Source organism: Pseudomonas sp. WOUb67, from assembly GCF_050058005.1.
GTDB classification, from domain to species: Bacteria; Pseudomonadota; Gammaproteobacteria; order Pseudomonadales; family Pseudomonadaceae; genus Aquipseudomonas; species Aquipseudomonas putida_R.
Window position 1 is genome coordinate 872,707 of sequence record NZ_CP170112.1, and the last position, 15,867, is coordinate 888,573.

The 15,867-nt window shown below is 63.4% G+C and carries 17 protein-coding genes and 1 pseudogene; 9 read left to right on the plus strand and 9 right to left on the minus strand.

What is annotated here, in order from left to right; all coding sequences use genetic code 11:
- Nucleotide 1: 1 nt before the first annotated feature.
- From ABOC32_RS03890 to ABOC32_RS03905, 4 genes are all read left to right on the plus strand, one after another.
- Nucleotides 2-1,333: an ammonium transporter gene (locus ABOC32_RS03890; RefSeq protein WP_016712640.1), complete on the plus strand. Its 1,332-nt coding sequence runs from the start codon at nucleotides 2-4 to the stop codon at nucleotides 1,331-1,333.
- Between the two features lie 429 nt (nucleotides 1,334-1,762).
- The gene (gene sutA, locus ABOC32_RS03895) at nucleotides 1,763-2,092 is read left to right on the plus strand and encodes a transcriptional regulator SutA (protein ID WP_009681644.1); all 330 of its coding nucleotides are present in this window, start codon (nucleotides 1,763-1,765) and stop codon (nucleotides 2,090-2,092) included.
- A 149-nt stretch (nucleotides 2,093-2,241) separates the two neighbouring features.
- Nucleotides 2,242-2,916: a hypothetical protein gene (locus ABOC32_RS03900; protein ID WP_426810181.1), complete on the plus strand. Its 675-nt coding sequence runs from the start codon at nucleotides 2,242-2,244 to the stop codon at nucleotides 2,914-2,916.
- Nucleotides 2,913-3,374, plus strand: coding sequence for a hypothetical protein (locus ABOC32_RS03905; protein ID WP_426810182.1), 462 nt, complete (start codon nucleotides 2,913-2,915; stop codon nucleotides 3,372-3,374). Before ABOC32_RS03900 ends, ABOC32_RS03905 begins: the two co-directional genes overlap by 4 nt.
- A gap of 171 nt (nucleotides 3,375-3,545) precedes the next feature.
- Here ABOC32_RS03905 and ABOC32_RS03910 read toward each other — a convergent pair whose 3' ends face one another.
- Genes ABOC32_RS03910 through lptM form a run of 6 tightly spaced genes read right to left on the minus strand, consistent with a single transcriptional unit; the run spans nucleotide 3,546 to nucleotide 8,165 of the window.
- Nucleotides 3,546-4,241 (minus strand): HAD family hydrolase, encoded by a 696-nt coding sequence (locus ABOC32_RS03910; RefSeq protein WP_426810183.1) that lies wholly within the window; start codon nucleotides 4,239-4,241, stop codon nucleotides 3,546-3,548.
- Nucleotides 4,238-5,137: a tyrosine recombinase XerC gene (xerC, locus tag ABOC32_RS03915; protein ID WP_426810184.1), complete on the minus strand. Its 900-nt coding sequence runs from the start codon at nucleotides 5,135-5,137 to the stop codon at nucleotides 4,238-4,240. Before xerC ends, ABOC32_RS03910 begins: the two co-directional genes overlap by 4 nt.
- Complete coding sequence (locus ABOC32_RS03920) at nucleotides 5,137-5,847, minus strand: DUF484 family protein (RefSeq protein WP_426810185.1); 711 nt, start codon at nucleotides 5,845-5,847, stop codon at nucleotides 5,137-5,139. The genes xerC and ABOC32_RS03920 overlap by 1 nt, the downstream gene beginning before the upstream one ends.
- Nucleotides 5,848-5,860: 13 nt before the next feature.
- Complete coding sequence (dapF, locus tag ABOC32_RS03925; protein WP_426810186.1) at nucleotides 5,861-6,691, minus strand: diaminopimelate epimerase; 831 nt, start codon at nucleotides 6,689-6,691, stop codon at nucleotides 5,861-5,863.
- A 4-nt stretch (nucleotides 6,692-6,695) separates the two neighbouring features.
- Nucleotides 6,696-7,943 carry a diaminopimelate decarboxylase gene (gene lysA, locus ABOC32_RS03930; protein WP_426810187.1) on the minus strand — a complete coding sequence of 416 codons (1,248 nt, stop codon included), beginning with the start codon at nucleotides 7,941-7,943 and terminating at the stop codon, nucleotides 6,696-6,698.
- 9 nt (nucleotides 7,944-7,952) lie between these two features.
- A complete protein-coding gene (gene lptM, locus ABOC32_RS03935) occupies nucleotides 7,953-8,165 on the minus strand; it encodes an LPS translocon maturation chaperone LptM (RefSeq protein WP_016502186.1) in 213 nt (70 codons plus the stop codon).
- A 190-nt stretch (nucleotides 8,166-8,355) separates the two neighbouring features.
- Between lptM and cyaY the strand changes: the two genes are divergently transcribed.
- From cyaY to rnk, 3 genes are all read left to right on the plus strand, one after another.
- Nucleotides 8,356-8,688: an iron donor protein CyaY gene (cyaY, locus tag ABOC32_RS03940; protein WP_086978511.1), complete on the plus strand. Its 333-nt coding sequence runs from the start codon at nucleotides 8,356-8,358 to the stop codon at nucleotides 8,686-8,688.
- Between the two features lies 1 nt (nucleotide 8,689).
- On the plus strand, nucleotides 8,690-8,911 hold the full coding sequence (locus tag ABOC32_RS03945; protein WP_426810188.1) for a DUF1289 domain-containing protein: 222 nt from the start codon (nucleotides 8,690-8,692) through the stop codon (nucleotides 8,909-8,911).
- A 146-nt stretch (nucleotides 8,912-9,057) separates the two neighbouring features.
- Nucleotides 9,058-9,468 carry a nucleoside diphosphate kinase regulator gene (gene rnk, locus ABOC32_RS03950; protein WP_234226359.1) on the plus strand — a complete coding sequence of 137 codons (411 nt, stop codon included), beginning with the start codon at nucleotides 9,058-9,060 and terminating at the stop codon, nucleotides 9,466-9,468.
- Nucleotides 9,469-9,562: 94 nt separating this feature from the next.
- On the opposite strand, the gene ABOC32_RS03955 is transcribed toward rnk, so the two are convergent.
- Nucleotides 9,563-12,418: a class I adenylate cyclase gene (locus ABOC32_RS03955; protein WP_426810189.1), complete on the minus strand. Its 2,856-nt coding sequence runs from the start codon at nucleotides 12,416-12,418 to the stop codon at nucleotides 9,563-9,565.
- A 167-nt stretch (nucleotides 12,419-12,585) separates the two neighbouring features.
- Between ABOC32_RS03955 and ABOC32_RS03960 the strand changes: the two genes are divergently transcribed.
- A complete protein-coding gene (locus ABOC32_RS03960) occupies nucleotides 12,586-13,038 on the plus strand; it encodes a YaiI/YqxD family protein (protein ID WP_043198961.1) in 453 nt (150 codons plus the stop codon).
- Nucleotides 13,039-13,191: 153 nt separating this feature from the next.
- Here the strand turns inward: ABOC32_RS03960 and elbB are convergent, their stop codons facing one another.
- Nucleotides 13,192-13,851, minus strand: coding sequence for an isoprenoid biosynthesis glyoxalase ElbB (gene elbB, locus ABOC32_RS03965; protein WP_426810190.1), 660 nt, complete (start codon nucleotides 13,849-13,851; stop codon nucleotides 13,192-13,194).
- A 112-nt stretch (nucleotides 13,852-13,963) separates the two neighbouring features.
- On the opposite strand from elbB, the pseudogene ABOC32_RS03970 reads away from it, so the two are divergent.
- Nucleotides 13,964-14,590, plus strand: a pseudogene (locus ABOC32_RS03970) (sterol desaturase family protein); the annotation flags it as partial.
- 501 nt (nucleotides 14,591-15,091) lie between these two features.
- Here ABOC32_RS03970 and ABOC32_RS03975 read toward each other — a convergent pair.
- On the minus strand, nucleotides 15,092-15,736 hold the full coding sequence (locus tag ABOC32_RS03975; protein WP_176393918.1) for a DedA family protein: 645 nt from the start codon (nucleotides 15,734-15,736) through the stop codon (nucleotides 15,092-15,094).
- Nucleotides 15,737-15,867 lie beyond the last annotated feature (131 nt).

Consider the following 15,867-nt stretch of genomic DNA (forward strand, 5'->3'; position numbering starts at 1 on the left):
CATGACTCTGCGTAAGATCGCAGGGCTAGGAGCCCTTTTGTCCCTCGTAATGCCCGGGCTCGCCCTGGCAGAGGAAGCTGCCCCAGCGCTGAACTCCGGCGACACCGCCTGGATGCTGACTGCAACGGCGCTGGTGCTGTTCATGACTATCCCGGGCCTGGCCCTGTTCTATGGCGGCATGGTGCGTTCCAAGAACGTGCTGTCGGTGATGATGCAGTGCTTTGCAATCACCGGCCTGATGAGCATTCTCTGGGTCGTCTACGGCTACAGCATGGCCTTCGATACCACCGGTATGGAAAAGGGCGTGCTCAACTTCAATTCCTTCGTCGGCGGCTTCTCCAAGGCCTTCCTCAGCGGCGTCACGCCCGAGAACCTGACGTCGGCCACCGCACTGTTCCCTGAAGCGGTCTTCATCACCTTCCAGATGACCTTCGCCATCATCACCCCGGCACTGATCGTGGGTGCTTTCGCCGAGCGCATGAAGTTCTCCGCGATGCTGGTGTTCATGGGCATCTGGTTCACCCTGGTGTATGCGCCGATCGCGCACATGGTGTGGAGCGGTGACGGTGCACTGATGTGGGACTGGGGCGTACTGGACTTCGCTGGCGGCACCGTGGTGCACATCAACGCCGGTATCGCAGGCCTGGTCTGCTGCCTGGTGCTGGGCAAGCGCAAGGGCTACCCGACCACCCCGATGGCCCCGCACAACCTGGGCTACACCCTGATGGGCGCCGCCATGCTGTGGATCGGCTGGTTCGGCTTCAACGCAGGCTCCGCCGCGGCCGCCAACGGCACCGCTGGCATGGCCATGCTGGTCACCCAGATCGCCACCGCTGCTGCCGCACTGGGCTGGATGTTCGCCGAATGGATCGGTCACGGCAAACCCAGCGCCCTGGGCATCGCTTCGGGTGTGGTTGCCGGCCTGGTCGCCATTACCCCGGCTGCAGGCACCGTGGGCCCGATGGGCGCCCTGGTGATCGGCCTGGCTTCGGGTGTGATCTGCTACTTCTGCGCCACCACCCTCAAGCGCAAGCTCGGTTATGACGATTCGCTGGATGCCTTCGGTGTGCACGGTATCGGCGGCATCATCGGTGCCATCCTCACCGGTGTGTTTGCGGCCCCGGCACTGGGCGGCTTCGGCACCGTCACCGACATTGGCATGCAAGTCTGGATCCAGGCCAAAGGCGTGATTTTCACCGTGGTCTACACCGCCATCGTCACCTACGTGATCCTCAAGGTGCTGGATGTGGTGATGGGCCTGCGGGTCAACGAAGAAGAAGAGTCGGTCGGCCTCGACCTGGCTCAGCACAACGAACGCGGCTACAACCTGTAACTGCGACGCGGTAAAAACTTGCCCGGCTTGCCGGGCATTTTTTTGCCAGATTTTCAGCTTTTTGCGCTTGGCAAACGGTTTATCCGTCACGTTCGCGACGTAGGCAAAAAACTTACAAGTCGTAGGGCGTTTATGGAGCTTTGCTTTTTCCACGGGCGCGCTAGAATGCGCGCCGAAGGGTGTTGGACGTGGAGTCCACACACTTCCCCAGCCTTTGCTAGGCTTGCCAATAGCGTGTGGCCAGCAGGGGCTAATGGATTTGTCAGGTCCTGCCAGGAGCAGGGCCTGCTGGGTGCCGCCTCCCATCAGGAGCGCCGACCCAAGGGCAGTGGCCTAACCCACGGCCAGTTGAATTTTCACTGGTGGCTGCCGGTCTACGGCTGCACTGGTCTATAACTAACCTGCTTTTCGCAAGTCATGAGGTAGAACATGAGCGACGACGATCTGGAAAATGATGACCTCGAAGTAGGCGACGAAGACGAGGGCGATGAAGGCCTCGAAGCGGCGGCTGATGACGGCGTTGAAGACGCTGGCGATGACGACAGCAGCCCGGCACCTGCTGCAAAGGGCAAGTCCAAGGCGGCCGTCTCGGTAGACGAGATGCCGAGCATGGAAGCCAAGCAGAAAGAGCGTGATGCCCTGGCCAAGGCGATGGAAGAATTCCTTTCTCGCGGTGGCAAGGTGCAGGAAGTCGAGGCCAACGTGGTCGCCGACCCGCCCAAGAAGCCGGACAACAAGTACGGCAGCCGCCCTATCTGAGTGGCTGAACACAAAAAAGCCCGCCGTCGCTGCGGGCTTTTTTGTGGGCGCTCAGAAAATAGAGAAATTTCCCACAAGAAAAGAGGAAGCATCTGCTGGATCAGATTTGCGCCACCAGGCAAGCATCACCCTTCAAGCCTGGGGGATTTATGGACAAACTGGTTCGTCGTCGTGACCTTCGCAAGGAAGACTTCCCTAAGGTGGAAGACCCTTTTTTTGCTGAGTGGAAAGTAAAGCGTGCTCTCTCAAACTGGGGATGTTTGCACGGTAGGACAGAGTTTTTGAGAGATTGCGGCGTCACTCTCGGGCGACAGCTCTCTGAGCGAGATCTCGAAGTGGCGCTAAAAGAGATCAGAGACGGCAGATGGCTGTTTTTGACCAGCCAACCATTCAAGCCCATGAGGCTGGATGGCCACTTAGGGGCGGCGCAATGCTTCCCTATGTCTGGGCAGATCAACAGGCACGCTGAAAACGAACGTGGCCCTGGTAAGTGGCGCACTATCGACATCGATTATGACGGTTTGAAAAATACCTTCGCCATTCTGCAGAACCGCCTTGGCTCGCTGGGTGACGAGGGTCGTCTCTTTGGTTCGGAAGGCAAGGATTATGACAATACCTTTCGAATCGTGACTCAGCAATGGGTTCCACTTGATAGCCACGATGATCATTTGGCATCGCGATCCGTCATTCATCGCTATGGCGAAATACGGGGTATCACTCAACGGTATCTCGAGGGAGACGATAAATGGCAAATCAGTGGGAAATCCTGGCATTGGCAACCCGTTCTTCCTTTTGAAGCCTACGAACACCGAGAAAAGAAATGATGCCCGGAGGACGAAACGCAGAGAGCTGGGCATTGCGGTTGTGGGGAGGGCTGGATGCCCTTTATCTATTGCTCTACCTCGTAGGTAGTATTCGGCGTGGGCATTTTCCTGTGGTTACAGACCTACAGAACATGTGGGGCATTTGGAGCGAGCAAGGCTGGCTCACCATAGCGCTGATGGCGCTGAACGTGGTGCTGCAGGCCTCGATCATTTTCAGTGCTGCGCTTTTGCTGGGCGCTCGGAAGGCGGGAATCTATGTTGGTCTGGCGCAAATGCCTTGGCGGTTGCTGTTCGCTGTGCCGTCGTTCTCGGTGCTTTTGGTCTGGGCCAGCTTGGCACCCGGCTACAACCCGTGGTTGATGCTCGGCTTGATCGTGATTTCAGAGTCAATCAAAGGGGGCTCGTTGATGTGGTTGCTGCGTCGCCAAAGCATGCTTCGCAGAGTTGCTGGCGGTTGAGCAAAGTGGCCCGCAGTCGCTGCGGGCTTTCTTGTGCTTGTCAGATTTGTGCTGCCTGTGCAGGCCTCTTCGCGGGTAAACCCGCTCCCACAGGTTCACTACAGGCCTCAGGACGTGCGCGATCCCTGTGGGAGCGGGTTTACCCGCGAATGGGCCGCAACGCGGCCCCTGTCAGCGCCAGCGCGCGAGGATGTCGGGCAGCTGCGACAGGCGCTGGATCTCGGCATCCGGTGCCTGCTCACCCGTCCAGGCCTTGCCCTGAGGGTTGAACCACACTGCGCGTAGCCCGGCGCGCTGGGCGCCTGCGATGTCATCGCCGGGGTGATCGCCAATGTGCACTGCCGCACTGGCGTCCGCCTCGCCGCGGCGCAGGGCTTCCAGGAACGGTGCCGGGTCTGGCTTGCCGATGCCGAGGTCTTCGGCGCACAGGGAAAAGCGGAAGTAGTCCGCCAGCCCCAGCCGGCTCACATCGGCATTGCCGTTGGTGACCACGCCCAGGGTGTAGTGATGGCGCAAGATCTCCAGCACCGGCTGCACCTCGGGGAAGATCTCCACCTGGTGGCGAGCGTGCAGGAACACTTCAAAGCCTTCGTTGGCCAGCGCCTGCGCTTGCTTCTCGCTGTAGCCGACCTCTTCCAGGGCATGGAACAGCACCCGTCGGCGCAGGGCGCTGATGCGGTGCTTGAGGCCGGGTTCGGCCTGTACCAGGCGCTCGCGGATGGCGAACAGGTGCTCCACCGGCACGCCGCCCAGGATCGGAGCGTTGGCTTCGAGCCAGTCGCGCAGCACGACTTCTGCGCTGGCGATGACCGGCGCGGTGTCCCACAGGGTGTCGTCGAGGTCGAAGGTGATCAGCTTGATGCTCATGAGTCTGTGCCTTTGCTGCGTTTGGCCCGAGGGTGGGCGCTGTCGTACACCGCGGCCAGGTGCTGGAAGTCCAGGTGGGTGTAGATCTGCGTGGTGCTGATGTCGGCATGGCCGAGCATCTCCTGCACCGCCCGCAGGTCCTGGGACGATTCCAGCACATGGCTGGCGAAGGAATGGCGAAGCATGTGCGGGTGCAGGTGCTGGCCCAGCTCGCGCTCACCCGCCTTCTTCACACGTTGCTGTACAGCCCGTGGCGTGATGCGGTTGCCCTGGCGGGTGATGAACACTGCACGGTCACGCGGGTTGCCGATGCCGCGCAGGCGGTACCAGGCCTGCAGCGCCTCGCGGGCCTTGCGGCCAACCGGCAGCACGCGGGCTTTGCCACCCTTGCCCAGCACCTGCACCAGGCCGGCGGCGAGGTCGATGTGATCGAGGTCGAGGTTGGTCAGCTCGGACAGGCGCAGGCCAGATGAATAAAACAGTTCAAGGATGGCCTGGTCACGGCGGGCGATGAAGTCGTCGTCGACGCCGCCATCAAGCAGCTGCAGGGCGCGGTCGGTGTCCAGCACCTTGGGCAAGCGGCGCTCACCCTTGGGCGCGCTCAGGCCGGTGGCCGGGTCGTGCTGGCACAGGCCTTCGCGGTTGAGGTAGCGGTACAGGCCGCGCACCGCCGACAGCAGCCGGGCCAGGCTGCGCGAGGACTGGCCATGGTGGTGCAGGCGCGCGATGAGCTGGCGCAGCTGCTGGATCTGCAGCGCCTGCCAATCGGCAATATTGTGTTCCTTGCAGTAGGCGATGACCTTGTCCAGGTCGCGACGGTAGCCCACCAATGTGTGCTCCGACACCTGGCGCTCGTTGCGCAGGTGTGCGCAATAAGCCTCCAGCTGGCGTTCCATCAGCGTACCGAGCGCAGGGTCTGGGTAACGCGCGGTACAACGCGGCCGAGCACTTCGGCGATGTAGCCGAGGAACAGGGTGCCGACGCTGCTCTTGTAGTGTTGCGGGTCGCGGCTGCCGATCGCCAGCACCCCGTGCAACCCCTGGTATTCGAGGGTGGCCACGGCGCTGGAGCCCACCTCCCGGCGCTGCTCCTCACCGAAGAGGAAGGACAGCTCATGCTCACGCAGGTTGCCACTGACGGTCTTGCCGCCGCCCAGCAGGGCACCGATGGCCTGTTGCGCCTCGGCGTTGCTGACCCAGCGCCCGACCGGCGCAACATTGTCGCCAAACAGGATGAGGCTGACGAAGGGCACCTGGAATTCCTGGCGCAGGCTGTCTTCGACCGCCATCACCACTTCTTCCAGGGTACCGGCGTCGAGCAGGTCGAGGATCAGCCGTCGGGTCTTGTCGAACAGCCGGTCGTTGTCGCGGGCCACGTCCATCAGTTGCGACAGGCGATGGCGCATCTCGATGTTGCGGTCGCGCAGCAGCTTGAGCTGGCGTTCCACCAGCGACACGCTGTCGCCCCGCTGGTGCGGGATGTGCTGTTCGATCAGCAGCTCGTCGTGCTCGGCGAAGAAGGTGGGGTGGGCGCGCAGGTAGGCGACCACCGCTTCGGCATCGAGCTCGGCGGACTGCTGGGGTACAACCTTGGGCTGATCGGTCATGGCGGTTACTCGATTAGAGACGAACCTGTCCTTCGTAGACGCGCACGGCAGGGCCGGTCATCAACACGGGCTTGCCGGGGCCGGCCCATTCGATGTGCAGGCGGCCACCGGGCAGGTCGAGGGACACCGGGGAATCCATCCAGCCTTGGCTGATCGCTGCCACGGCCGCGGCGCAGGCGCCGGTGCCGCAGGCCTGGGTTTCGCCCGCGCCGCGTTCCCACACGCGCAGGTTGGCGCGGTGGCGGTCGATGACCTGGAGGAAGCCGGCATTCACCCGCTGCGGGAAGCGCGGGTGGTTTTCGATCTTCGGGCCCAGCTCATGCACGGGGGCAGTCTGCACGTCGTCGACGCGCAGCACGGCATGCGGGTTACCCATGGACACGGCGGCAATCGAATGCAGCTGGCCGTCGACTTCCAGTGGGTAGTTCAGCGCCTGCTCGTCAGCGACGAAGGGGATTTCGGCAGGGATGAAGCGCGGTGGGCCCATGTCGACACTCACCTGGCCGTCGTTCTGCACGTCCAGCACGATGATGCCGCTTTTGGTTTCCACGCGGATGCGCTTTTTCGCGGTCAGGCGCTTGTCCAGCACGAAGCGGGCGAAGCAGCGCGCACCGTTGCCGCACTGCTCCACTTCGGAACCGTCGGCGTTGAAGATGCGGTAGCGGAAATCCACTTCCGGGTTGTTCGGCGCCTCGACGACCAGCAACTGGTCGAAGCCGATGCCGGTGTGACGGTCACCCCATTGCTTGGCGTGCTTTGGCTGGATATGCGCGTGCTGGCTGACCAGGTCGAGGACCATGAAGTCGTTGCCCAGGCCGTGCATCTTGGTAAAACGCAGCAGCATGGGCTTACTCCGGCAGCAGGCTTTCGCCAGCGTACAGTTCGGCGATGGTCTCGCGGCGGCGTACTTCGAACGCCTGGTCGCCGTCGACCAGGATTTCAGCGCAACGGCCACGGGTGTTGTAGTTGGAGCTCATGACAAAACCATAGGCGCCCGCGGACTGCACGGCCAGCAGGTCGCCTTCGGCCAGGTTCAGCACACGGTCCTTGCCGAGGAAGTCGCCGGTCTCGCAGATCGGGCCGACCAGGTCGTAGGCACGGCCTTCGCCCTCGCGTGGGATGACCGCGCTGACACCCATCCAGGCCTGGTAAAGGGCCGGGCGAATCAGGTCGTTCATTGCCGCATCGATGATGGCGAAGTCTTTGTGTTCGGTGTGCTTGAGGTATTCCACGCGGGTCAGCAGCACGCCGGCGTTGGCCACGATGTAGCGGCCCGGCTCGAACACCAGGGCCAGGTCGCGCTTGCCTACGCGCTCGCGAATAGCCTTGATGTAATCGGCCACCAGCGGTGGCTCTTCGTCGCGGTAGCGCACGCCAACGCCGCCGCCCAGGTCGAGGTGGCGCAGGTGGATGCCGCAGTCGGCGAGGCGATCGACCAGGTCCAGCAAACGGTCGAGGGCATCGAGGAACGGCTCGACGGTGGTCAGCTGCGAGCCGATGTGGCAGTCGACGCCGACCACTTCCAGGTTCGGCAGCTGCGCGGCACGCACGTAGATGGCCTCGGCGTCGGCGATGGCGATGCCGAACTTGTTTTCTTTAAGACCGGTGGAGATGTACGGGTGGGTGCCGGCGTCAACGTCCGGGTTGACCCGCAGCGACACCGGGGCAACCTTGCCCATTTCGGCGGCCACGACTTGCAGGCGCTCCAGTTCGTCGGTGGATTCGACGTTGAAGCAGTGCACACCCACTTCCAGGGCACGGTGCATGTCTTCGCGGGTTTTGCCGACGCCGGAGAACACCACGCGGTCGGCGCGCCCGCCAGCGGCCAGCACACGCTCCAGCTCACCGCCGGAGACAATGTCGAAGCCTGCGCCCAGGCGCGCCAGCACGTTCAGCACGCCAAGGTTGGAGTTGGCCTTGACCGCGAAGCACACCAGGTGCTCGGTGCCTTGCAGGGCGTCGGCATAGCTGCGGTACTGGGCCTCGATGTGGGCGCGCGAGTACACGTAGGTGGGGGTGCCGAAACGTTCGGCGATGGCCGACAGGGCCACCCCTTCCGCGAACAGCTCACCGTCGCGGTAGTTGAAAGCGTTCATCTGGTTTCCTTACTGCGCAGGCGACTGCTCGGGCTCGGACTGTAGCTCGGGCTGCTGTGCTGGCGCCGGGGCCGGCTTGGCTTTTGGCTGGTGCTGGTGCGACTTGTGCGCTTTGCCGTTATCGCCGTCTTCAGGCAGATACAGCGGGCCTTTCTGGCCGCAGGCCGAAACGAGGCAGGCAACAGCGACCAGCGCCGCGAAGGAGGAAATCAGGCGCTTCATGGGTGAAATCCTTAGAAAAATGCAGTATTGCGCCCGAGTATACCGAGCGACCGGCGGCTTGCCTATGCAAGGGCCGGTCCGCCGGGCGGGCTATTCTTACCGCCTTCAATGGCTAATCTTTGCATTCGGCGCCAAGCGCCCGTATCTTGCCCGGCTTGCCTGTAACGCAGCCAATTTCGAGGTTCCTGCAATGAGTTTGAGTGAAGCGCGTTTCCATGATCTGGTCGACGCGACCCAACAGGCCCTGGAAGACCTGTTCGACGAGAGCGGCATGGACCTGGACATGGAGAACTCCGCCGGGGTCCTGACCATCAAGTTCGAAAATGGCAGCCAGCTGATCTTCAGCCGCCAGGAGCCGCTGCGCCAGTTGTGGCTGGCTGACAAGTCCGGCGGTTTCCACTTCGACTACGACGAAGAGAGCAAGAAGTGGATCTGCGAGAAGAGCGAAGAGCTGCTGGGCGAGATGCTTGAGCGCATCGTCTGGGAGCGCGCTGGCGAGAAGCTGGACTTCGACGAGATCTGAGATGAGTGAGCAACCGCGGCCGCCCAAGCCGCTTTACAGCAATGTCAGCCCCGCAGTGAAGTCGCCGTGCATCAGCGTTTGCCGGCTGGACGAACAGCGGGTGTGCACCGGCTGCCAGCGGCATGTGGAGCACATTCGCGAATGGCGTTCCGCCGATGACGAACGGCGTCGGCAGATCTGCCGCGAGGCCCAGCGCCTGCGTGATCAGGCTAAGGCACACTGAGAGCAGGGGCTTGAGTATTTGCCCGGCTGTGGTAGTGTCGAGTTCTGCGTCGGTGACGCCAAAGCATTCACAAACCCCGCCCTTGGGCGGGGTTTTGCTTTATCTGCCCGACGAAAACCGCCTGTTCAAAGGAGTCTGACTGGATCATGAGCACCAAGCCTTCCCTCACCCTCACCCGATTGGACGTACAGCGTCTGGAGCGTCTTATCGACAGCCTCGACGAGAGTACGCCGGGTGTGCTCGCCCTGCAGGCCGAGCTGGACCGCGCCGAGAAGGTGGTCGGTCACGAGGAGGTGCCGGCGGGCGTGGTGACCATGAACTCGCGCGTGCACTGCCGTGAGGAGGCCAGCGGCAAGGACTACCACCTGACGTTGGTGTATCCGAAGGATGCCGGGCCGGAAGGCAAGGTCTCGATCCTGGCGCCGATCGGCTGCGCCTTGCTGGGGCTGTCGGTGGGCGAGCAGATTGACTGGCCGGCACCGGGGGGCAAGACCCTCAAGCTGAAGCTGCTGGAAGTGGAATACCAGCCGGAAGCGGCGGGCGATTACGACCTGTAAGGGCCATGGGGGCCGCGTTGCGGCCCATTCGCAGCACAAGGCTGCTCCTACAGAGGGATGCGGTCCCATGTAGGAGCAGCCTTGTGCTGCGAATTCAGGCGCCTTCCGCCAAAACCTGCTCCAACCCCTCATTCAAAGCCTGCTCCAGCACCCGCTTGTAGCTCAGGTACACCTGCGTCGCCCCCAGCCGGTCATCCAGCAACTCGGACAAGTCCAGGTCGGTGATGTAGCACCGGTACTGCCCGGCACCGCGCCGTTGTCCGATGATCTGCCTGGCCACCACCGCATACAGCTGCTCGCCATGCTCCAGCTCGGAAAACTCTTGCTGGTCGCAGTACAGCGTCACATGCGCCGCACCCGCCACACTGGCCTGGATGATCGCCTGCACCTCATAGTAAGGCTGGCCGCTGCCTTCGACCGGAGCCAGGCGCGGCTCGATGCTGCGCGCCCTGCCAGCACCGGAAGGCAACAGTTGCGCGTAGTGGATGTCCAGCGAGGCAGCGCGCTGGGTATCCAGCGGCAGCCGGGCATCCCGGCGCATCAGCACCGAGCGCAGGAACCGCTGCAGCGGCAGCAGCAGGTGGGCTTCGTCATGCAGGGGCAGGCGCTGCTGCCACAGGGCATTGTATTCATCCAGCACATACAAATCGGCCCAGCCACCCTGCAGGCGGTAGAACACCTGGATGCAAGCCGGGCGCCCCTGTTCCAGCACCAGGCGCAGGTCGTGGTCCAGCAGGGCGTTGCTATCCAGGTACAGCGGGCTGTAGGCGCTGCGCTCCTCGCCCAGGTGGGCCAGCAGCGCTTCGTGGTCGGCCAGGGTGGCCAGGCCGACATGCCCGGCCAACAGCTCCAGCACATGGGTGTGTTGGGCCACCTGTAGCAGGTAGCGGTGGTTCAAGCCTTGGTCCAGCAGCAGTTGCACCGTGTCGAAAATTTCCTCCACGCGCTGGCCGGTGGCCTGCGCGCGGCTCTGGCAAAAGCAACGCACCCGTACCCGTGGCCGGTGGCCGCGCAGCACCGGGCTGTTGAGGAAGTCGCGCAGGCAGCGCACCAGCGCGTGCTCACCGTCGTAGCGCTGAACCAGCACTTCGTTCCAGCTGTTCAGGGTGACCTGGTCCAGGGTCAGCACCAGGTTTTCGCGCACGCCTGCGTAGCTCAACGAATCGGTACGCTCGGTGGTCATCAGGATGTTCAGGTCGCGGTGATGGCGCAGCGGGTCGATGGCGACATTGACCAGCAACAGCACCTCGTCGGCAACGCTGGGCTGCAGCAGGCGCACTTCGCTGACGATCGGCAAGGGCAGGGGAATGCTTTGCTGCAGGCAACCCATCAGGTTGAACAGCTCCAGTTCACTGAGGTCGCTGACGCCCGGGTGCAGCGCCAGGCGCGTGCTGCTGTCGATCACGCCGTTGCGGTGGGCCCAGGCCAGCAGTTCAAGCAGCTCGCGGCAGCGTTTGATCGGGCTGAAGTGCTCCACCTCGTGGGTGCTCAGGTTGCCGCTGTACAGCTCCCAGTGGTGGCTGCCGGGCTCTTTGCGGTTGGGCGCCTGGACCAGGGTCAGGGTGCCTTCGGCAAGGTCCGGGGCGATGCCGGGGTTTATCACCTCGACCTTGCCGGCGCGGCGCTCGAAGGCCGCATAGAGGCGCCGGCCCAGCACATTGAGGTCGCGCTGGTCGGCGCGGCTGCTGGCGTTCTGGGTGCTGGCAAACTGGCTGAGGAAGCGGTAGCTATGGTTGAGCTCGGCCACCAGTTCGCGGCGCTCGACAGCGACTTGCTGCACTTTCCATAGGCTGCGGCTGTCCAGCAGGGCCAGCTGACGCTCGTCCCAGCCCCACTCGTCTGCCAGGCGCTGCAACAGCCGGCGTTGCCAGCCATTGGCGCGGCCCTGGTCGCTGAGCTTCTTGTTCACCTTCAGGTACAGGCTGCGCCTCACCAGCTCCAGGCGTGCGAGCTCGCCACGTTGCAGCAGGTAACGTTCGATGCGTCGGTACACCATCACATACGGGTCCAGCTCGTCGAGGTCGAGCTGGTTGGCGAACACCGCCTGCTTGTAGTCCAGGCTCAGGCAGCGCACGGCGGGGTGCTCGCTGGCGTAGGCCTCGGTCAGCAGCAGCTTGAGCAGCGACTTGTAGGGCGAATCGATGCCCTTGAACAGCTGCCACAGGCCGGCACCGACGAACTCGCCGGGCGGGATGTGCGCCAGGTTGCCGAGGTCGAGCGCGTCCTGGCTGCGGATGAAGCGCTTGGTCAGCAGGGTCTGGGTGTAGGCGTGGTAATTGTGTTCCTGGTAGACGGGTACCAGCCACCACAGGGGGGTGCGCCCTGCCAGCCAAAGAGTAGTGCGGTAGAACTCGTCCAGCAGCAGGTAATGCTGGGTGGTGCCGCAGTCGTCGGAGCCCAGTTGGCCATCGCGCTGGCCCTGGGCAAAGCCTTGCGTGTCGATCAGGAAGAAGTGCGCCTCGGCGCCCAGGCTTGCCGCCCAGCCCTCCAGCAATTGGCACTTGCGGCGCAGCTCTTCCAGCAAGTGCTCGGGCAGGCCGGGCGCATGGCACACCCACAGGTCCATGTCGCTGTTTTCCGCCTGGGCCAGCGAGCCCAGGCTGCCCATCAGGAACAGGCCGTGAATCGGGCGTGGCGGGTTGCCATGGCGCGCCTTGTAGGTAAACGAGCGGGCCAGGCGCTGGGCCTCGACCACCAGCTCGGCGCCTGGCTCGTAGCCCGACACGCCCGCAGGTGTGCTACTCGAGATGTAACCCGGCAACAGTGGGTGGTTCACGTGAAACAGCAGTGGCAGCAGCGTCAGTACCTGTTGCTGGCGTGTCGACAGGCCTTCCATTGCCCGCTGCAGCCGCCCTTGGTTCAGCTGCAGGAAACGCGCACGCAATGTCGCCAGGACTTTGCGGTCGATGCCTTCGTCCAGGTCAGGGCGGATTTCGTGAGGGTGGTTCATTGCGCGCTCGGGCAGGCCAGTGAAGCTGTGGCGAGTTTAGCCTGAGTGGCGGAGTCGGATAAGCGCTAATTGGAATTTTTGGCGCCATTTTTCCAGCGCGCACCTGCTCCAGCTTTCGCTGTGCTTCAGGCATGATGGGCGCACTGATTTCATGTAGAGAATTTCCGATGCGTGTATGGATCGATGCCGACGCCTGCCCCAAGGCGGCCAAGGATCTGATCGTCAAGTTCGCCCTCAAGCGCAAGTTCGAAGTGGTGATGGTGGCGGGCCAGGCCGTGGCCAAACCGGCGTTCGCGATCGTGCGCCTGATCGTGGTACCCAGCGGCATGGACGCAGCCGACGACTATCTGGTGGAGCACGCCGTGCCGGGCGAGCTGGTGATCTGCAGTGATGTGCCGCTGGCTGACCGCCTGGTGAAAAAGGGTGTGGCAGTGCTGGACCCGCGCGGGCGCGAATTCGACGAGCGCAACATGGGTGACCGCCTGGCGGCGCGCAACCTGTTCACTGACCTGCGCGAACAGGGGCAAGTGGGGGGAGGGCAGGGGGCTTATGGCGAGCGCGAAAAGCAGGCGTTTGCCAATGCGCTGGACCGGATCATTGCCCGGCTGTCCAAGCCCTGAAGGCTGACGCGGTCCCTGTAGGAGCGGCCTTGTGTCGCGATCGGGCTGCGAAGCGGCCCCAGGATTTCAGCTTCGCCGCATAAATTGCCGGGGCCGCTTCGCGGCCCGATCGCGACACAAGGCCGCTCCTACACAGAGCGCTCGTAACGTAACTTACTCGTGTGTGAGTTCCAGCACCCGGTCCACCAGCTTGTAGATCCCGCCCGCCGCTTCGCTGATCGACTTGGCCTCCATGTAGGCCGGAGTAGTCACCAGCTTGCGCTGGGTGTCTTCGACAATATCGTGCACGTCGCACTCCTCATGGGTGCCGCCCATCTTCTCCACAGCCGCCGCAGTACCGGCGTCGCTACCGATGGTGCAGACCACGCCCGGCCCGTAGATCTTCGCGGCCAGCGCCGGTGAGATGCAGATCAGGCCAACCGGCTTGCAGGCGTCGGCAAAGGCTTCGGCCAGGGCCAGCACGTCCGGGTTGACGGTGCAGTTGGCGCCTTCCACGGCGAAGTTGGACAGGTTTTTCGCCGCCCCGAAACCGCCCGGCACGATCAGCGCATCGAATTCCTCAGCCTTGGCTTCGCGGATGTCCTTGACCTCGCCGCGGGCAATGCGCGCCGACTCCACCAGCACATTGCGCGACTCGGGCATTTCTTCGCCGGTCAGGTGGTTGATGACATGCATCTGCGCAATGTTCGGCGCGAAGCACTGCACCTGCGCACCGCGCTGGTCGAGGCGCAGCAGGGTGATCACGCTTTCGTGGATTTCGGCGCCGTCATATACGCCACAGCCGGAAAGAATCACCGCTACTTTTTTTGTCATGCTCAATACTCCAGTGTCGAGGCGCTAAATGTCCTCTAGTTTGGCAGATGTCGCCATAGGGGTTGCCGCAGGCGCGGCCTAATCTTGATGGATACCGTCTGAGGCTGTACCCATGGACCTGATACTGCTGGCCGTGCCGTTCTTCTTCGTGCTCATCGCCGTGGAGCTGGTGGCCGACCGTGTGCGTGGCCAGCGCAACTTTACCCTGGCCGATTCGATAAATAGCCTGAGCACCGGCGCGCTGTCGACCAGCACCGGGTTGCTGACCAAAGGCGCAGGGCTGGTGACCTATGACCTGGCGTTCGAGCACCTGGCACTGTTGCGCCTGCCGCCCGAAGCCTGGTGGGTATGGGTGCTGGCCTTTGTCCTGTACGACTTCTGCTACTACTGGCTGCACCGCCTGGGCCATGAACGCAACGTGCTGTGGGCCGCGCATTCGGTGCATCACCAGAGCGAGGAATACAACCTCACCACCGCGCTGCGCCAGACCAGTAGCGGGTTCATCTTTTCGTGGATCTTCTACCTGCCGCTGGCGCTGCTGGGCGTGCCGCCACTGGTGTTCATCACCGTGGCATCGCTCAACCTGCTGTACCAGTTCTGGGTGCATAGCCGGCACATCCCCAAGCTTGGCTGGCTTGAGTGGGTGTTGATCACGCCATCCAACCATCGCGTCCACCATGCGCAAAACCCTGTTTACTTGGATCGCAACTACGGCGGTGTGTTCATTCTCTGGGACCGTCTGTTCGGCACCTTCAAAGAGGAGGACCCGGCCGAGCCGGTGGTGTTCGGGGTAACCACCCCGCTGGCCAGCTGGAACCCGCTGTGGGCCAACCTGCAGTTCTATGCCCAGCTCTGGCATGACGCCCGGCACACCGCCAGCCTGCGGGACAAGCTGCGCATCTGGTTCATGCCCACTGGCTGGCGCCCGGCCGATGTGGCCGCACGCTACCCGCAAGCAAAGCAGGACCTGGCGGCGTTTCGCAAGTTCGAGATTGCCCTGGGTCGCCCGCAACAAGCCTACGTGGCGGCGCAGTTCGTGGTTTATGTGGCCTTGGGCAGCTACCTGATGGACGTCGCCGAACGCGTGCCGGCCGCCGCGCTGGTGCTCGGCTGGTCGCTGATGGCGTTTGGTCTGTTCGTACTGGGCGGGTTGCTGGAGAACCGGCCCTGGGCTGCGCGCCTGGAGCTGGCGCGGCTGGTGGTGAATGCGCCGGCGCTGTACCTGGCCGGCGCACTGGGCCTAGCGGTGGTCGCGCCGCTGGCCTGGTTCCTGCTCGTGGTCTACAGCCTTCTCAGCCTGTGGGGCCTGGGCCAGGTCCGCCGCCTTGCGCTCCGCGCGCAAGGTGCGGAAGCGCCGGCGCAGCCACAGCAGGACGCCCAGCCCCACCAGGCCACCAAGTACCCATAGCTCGTAACGCTTCACGTTGCCCAGCAGGCCTTCGAGAATGGCGCCGAAGTGGTACGCCGCCGCGCCCAGGGCGATTGCCCAGATGGCCGCGCCCAAGCCATTGAGCAGCAGGTAGCGACGCGGCGGGTAGCCCGACAGGCCAATGGCCACCGGCATGACCGTACGCAGGCCATAGACGAAGCGGAAGCTCAGCACCCAGATGTCGGGGTGGCGGCGGATGTGGTCCAGCGCCCGGTCACCCATTGCTTGCCAGCGTGGTTTGCGCGCCAGGATCCTGCGCCCGTGGCGGCGGCCCATGAAGTACCACAGCTGGTCGCCGGCATAGCTGCCCAGGAACGCCACCAGGCACACCAGCTTGATGTCCATGTACCCACGGAACGCAAGGAAACCCGCAAGCACCAGGATGGTCTCGCCTTCGAAGAAGGTGCCTAGAAAAAGGGCAAAGTAGCCGAAATCCTGCAGGAATTGTTGAAGCATTTTCTGAGGTGCTGGCGAAATGAACGCGCAGCCTACCCCTTCGCGCGCATTCGTGAAAGTGTCCAAATGTGTCTCGACGTGAACAATTCCTACACAGACAATGCCAGAGGCCACGCGCCATGGCTTGCCCT

What these genes read in the sequence shown, in the direction of transcription:
- ABOC32_RS03890 (WP_016712640.1), top strand. Translation starts at nt 2, where the DNA reads ATGACTCTGCGTAAGATCGCAGGGCTAGGAGCCCTTTTGTCCCTCGTA.
- sutA (WP_009681644.1), top strand. Translation starts at nt 1,763, where the DNA reads ATGAGCGACGACGATCTGGAAAATGATGACCTCGAAGTAGGCGACGAA.
- ABOC32_RS03900 (WP_426810181.1), top strand. Translation starts at nt 2,242, where the DNA reads ATGGACAAACTGGTTCGTCGTCGTGACCTTCGCAAGGAAGACTTCCCT.
- ABOC32_RS03905 (WP_426810182.1), top strand. Translation starts at nt 2,913, where the DNA reads ATGATGCCCGGAGGACGAAACGCAGAGAGCTGGGCATTGCGGTTGTGG.
- ABOC32_RS03910 (WP_426810183.1), bottom strand. Translation starts at nt 4,241, where the DNA reads ATGAGCATCAAGCTGATCACCTTCGACCTCGACGACACCCTGTGGGAC.
- xerC (WP_426810184.1), bottom strand. Translation starts at nt 5,137, where the DNA reads ATGGAACGCCAGCTGGAGGCTTATTGCGCACACCTGCGCAACGAGCGC.
- ABOC32_RS03920 (WP_426810185.1), bottom strand. Translation starts at nt 5,847, where the DNA reads ATGACCGATCAGCCCAAGGTTGTACCCCAGCAGTCCGCCGAGCTCGAT.
- dapF (WP_426810186.1), bottom strand. Translation starts at nt 6,691, where the DNA reads ATGCTGCTGCGTTTTACCAAGATGCACGGCCTGGGCAACGACTTCATG.
- lysA (WP_426810187.1), bottom strand. Translation starts at nt 7,943, where the DNA reads ATGAACGCTTTCAACTACCGCGACGGTGAGCTGTTCGCGGAAGGGGTG.
- lptM (WP_016502186.1), bottom strand. Translation starts at nt 8,165, where the DNA reads ATGAAGCGCCTGATTTCCTCCTTCGCGGCGCTGGTCGCTGTTGCCTGC.
- cyaY (WP_086978511.1), top strand. Translation starts at nt 8,356, where the DNA reads ATGAGTTTGAGTGAAGCGCGTTTCCATGATCTGGTCGACGCGACCCAA.
- ABOC32_RS03945 (WP_426810188.1), top strand. Translation starts at nt 8,690, where the DNA reads ATGAGTGAGCAACCGCGGCCGCCCAAGCCGCTTTACAGCAATGTCAGC.
- rnk (WP_234226359.1), top strand. Translation starts at nt 9,058, where the DNA reads ATGAGCACCAAGCCTTCCCTCACCCTCACCCGATTGGACGTACAGCGT.
- ABOC32_RS03955 (WP_426810189.1), bottom strand. Translation starts at nt 12,418, where the DNA reads ATGAACCACCCTCACGAAATCCGCCCTGACCTGGACGAAGGCATCGAC.
- ABOC32_RS03960 (WP_043198961.1), top strand. Translation starts at nt 12,586, where the DNA reads ATGCGTGTATGGATCGATGCCGACGCCTGCCCCAAGGCGGCCAAGGAT.
- elbB (WP_426810190.1), bottom strand. Translation starts at nt 13,851, where the DNA reads ATGACAAAAAAAGTAGCGGTGATTCTTTCCGGCTGTGGCGTATATGAC.
- ABOC32_RS03975 (WP_176393918.1), bottom strand. Translation starts at nt 15,736, where the DNA reads ATGCTTCAACAATTCCTGCAGGATTTCGGCTACTTTGCCCTTTTTCTA.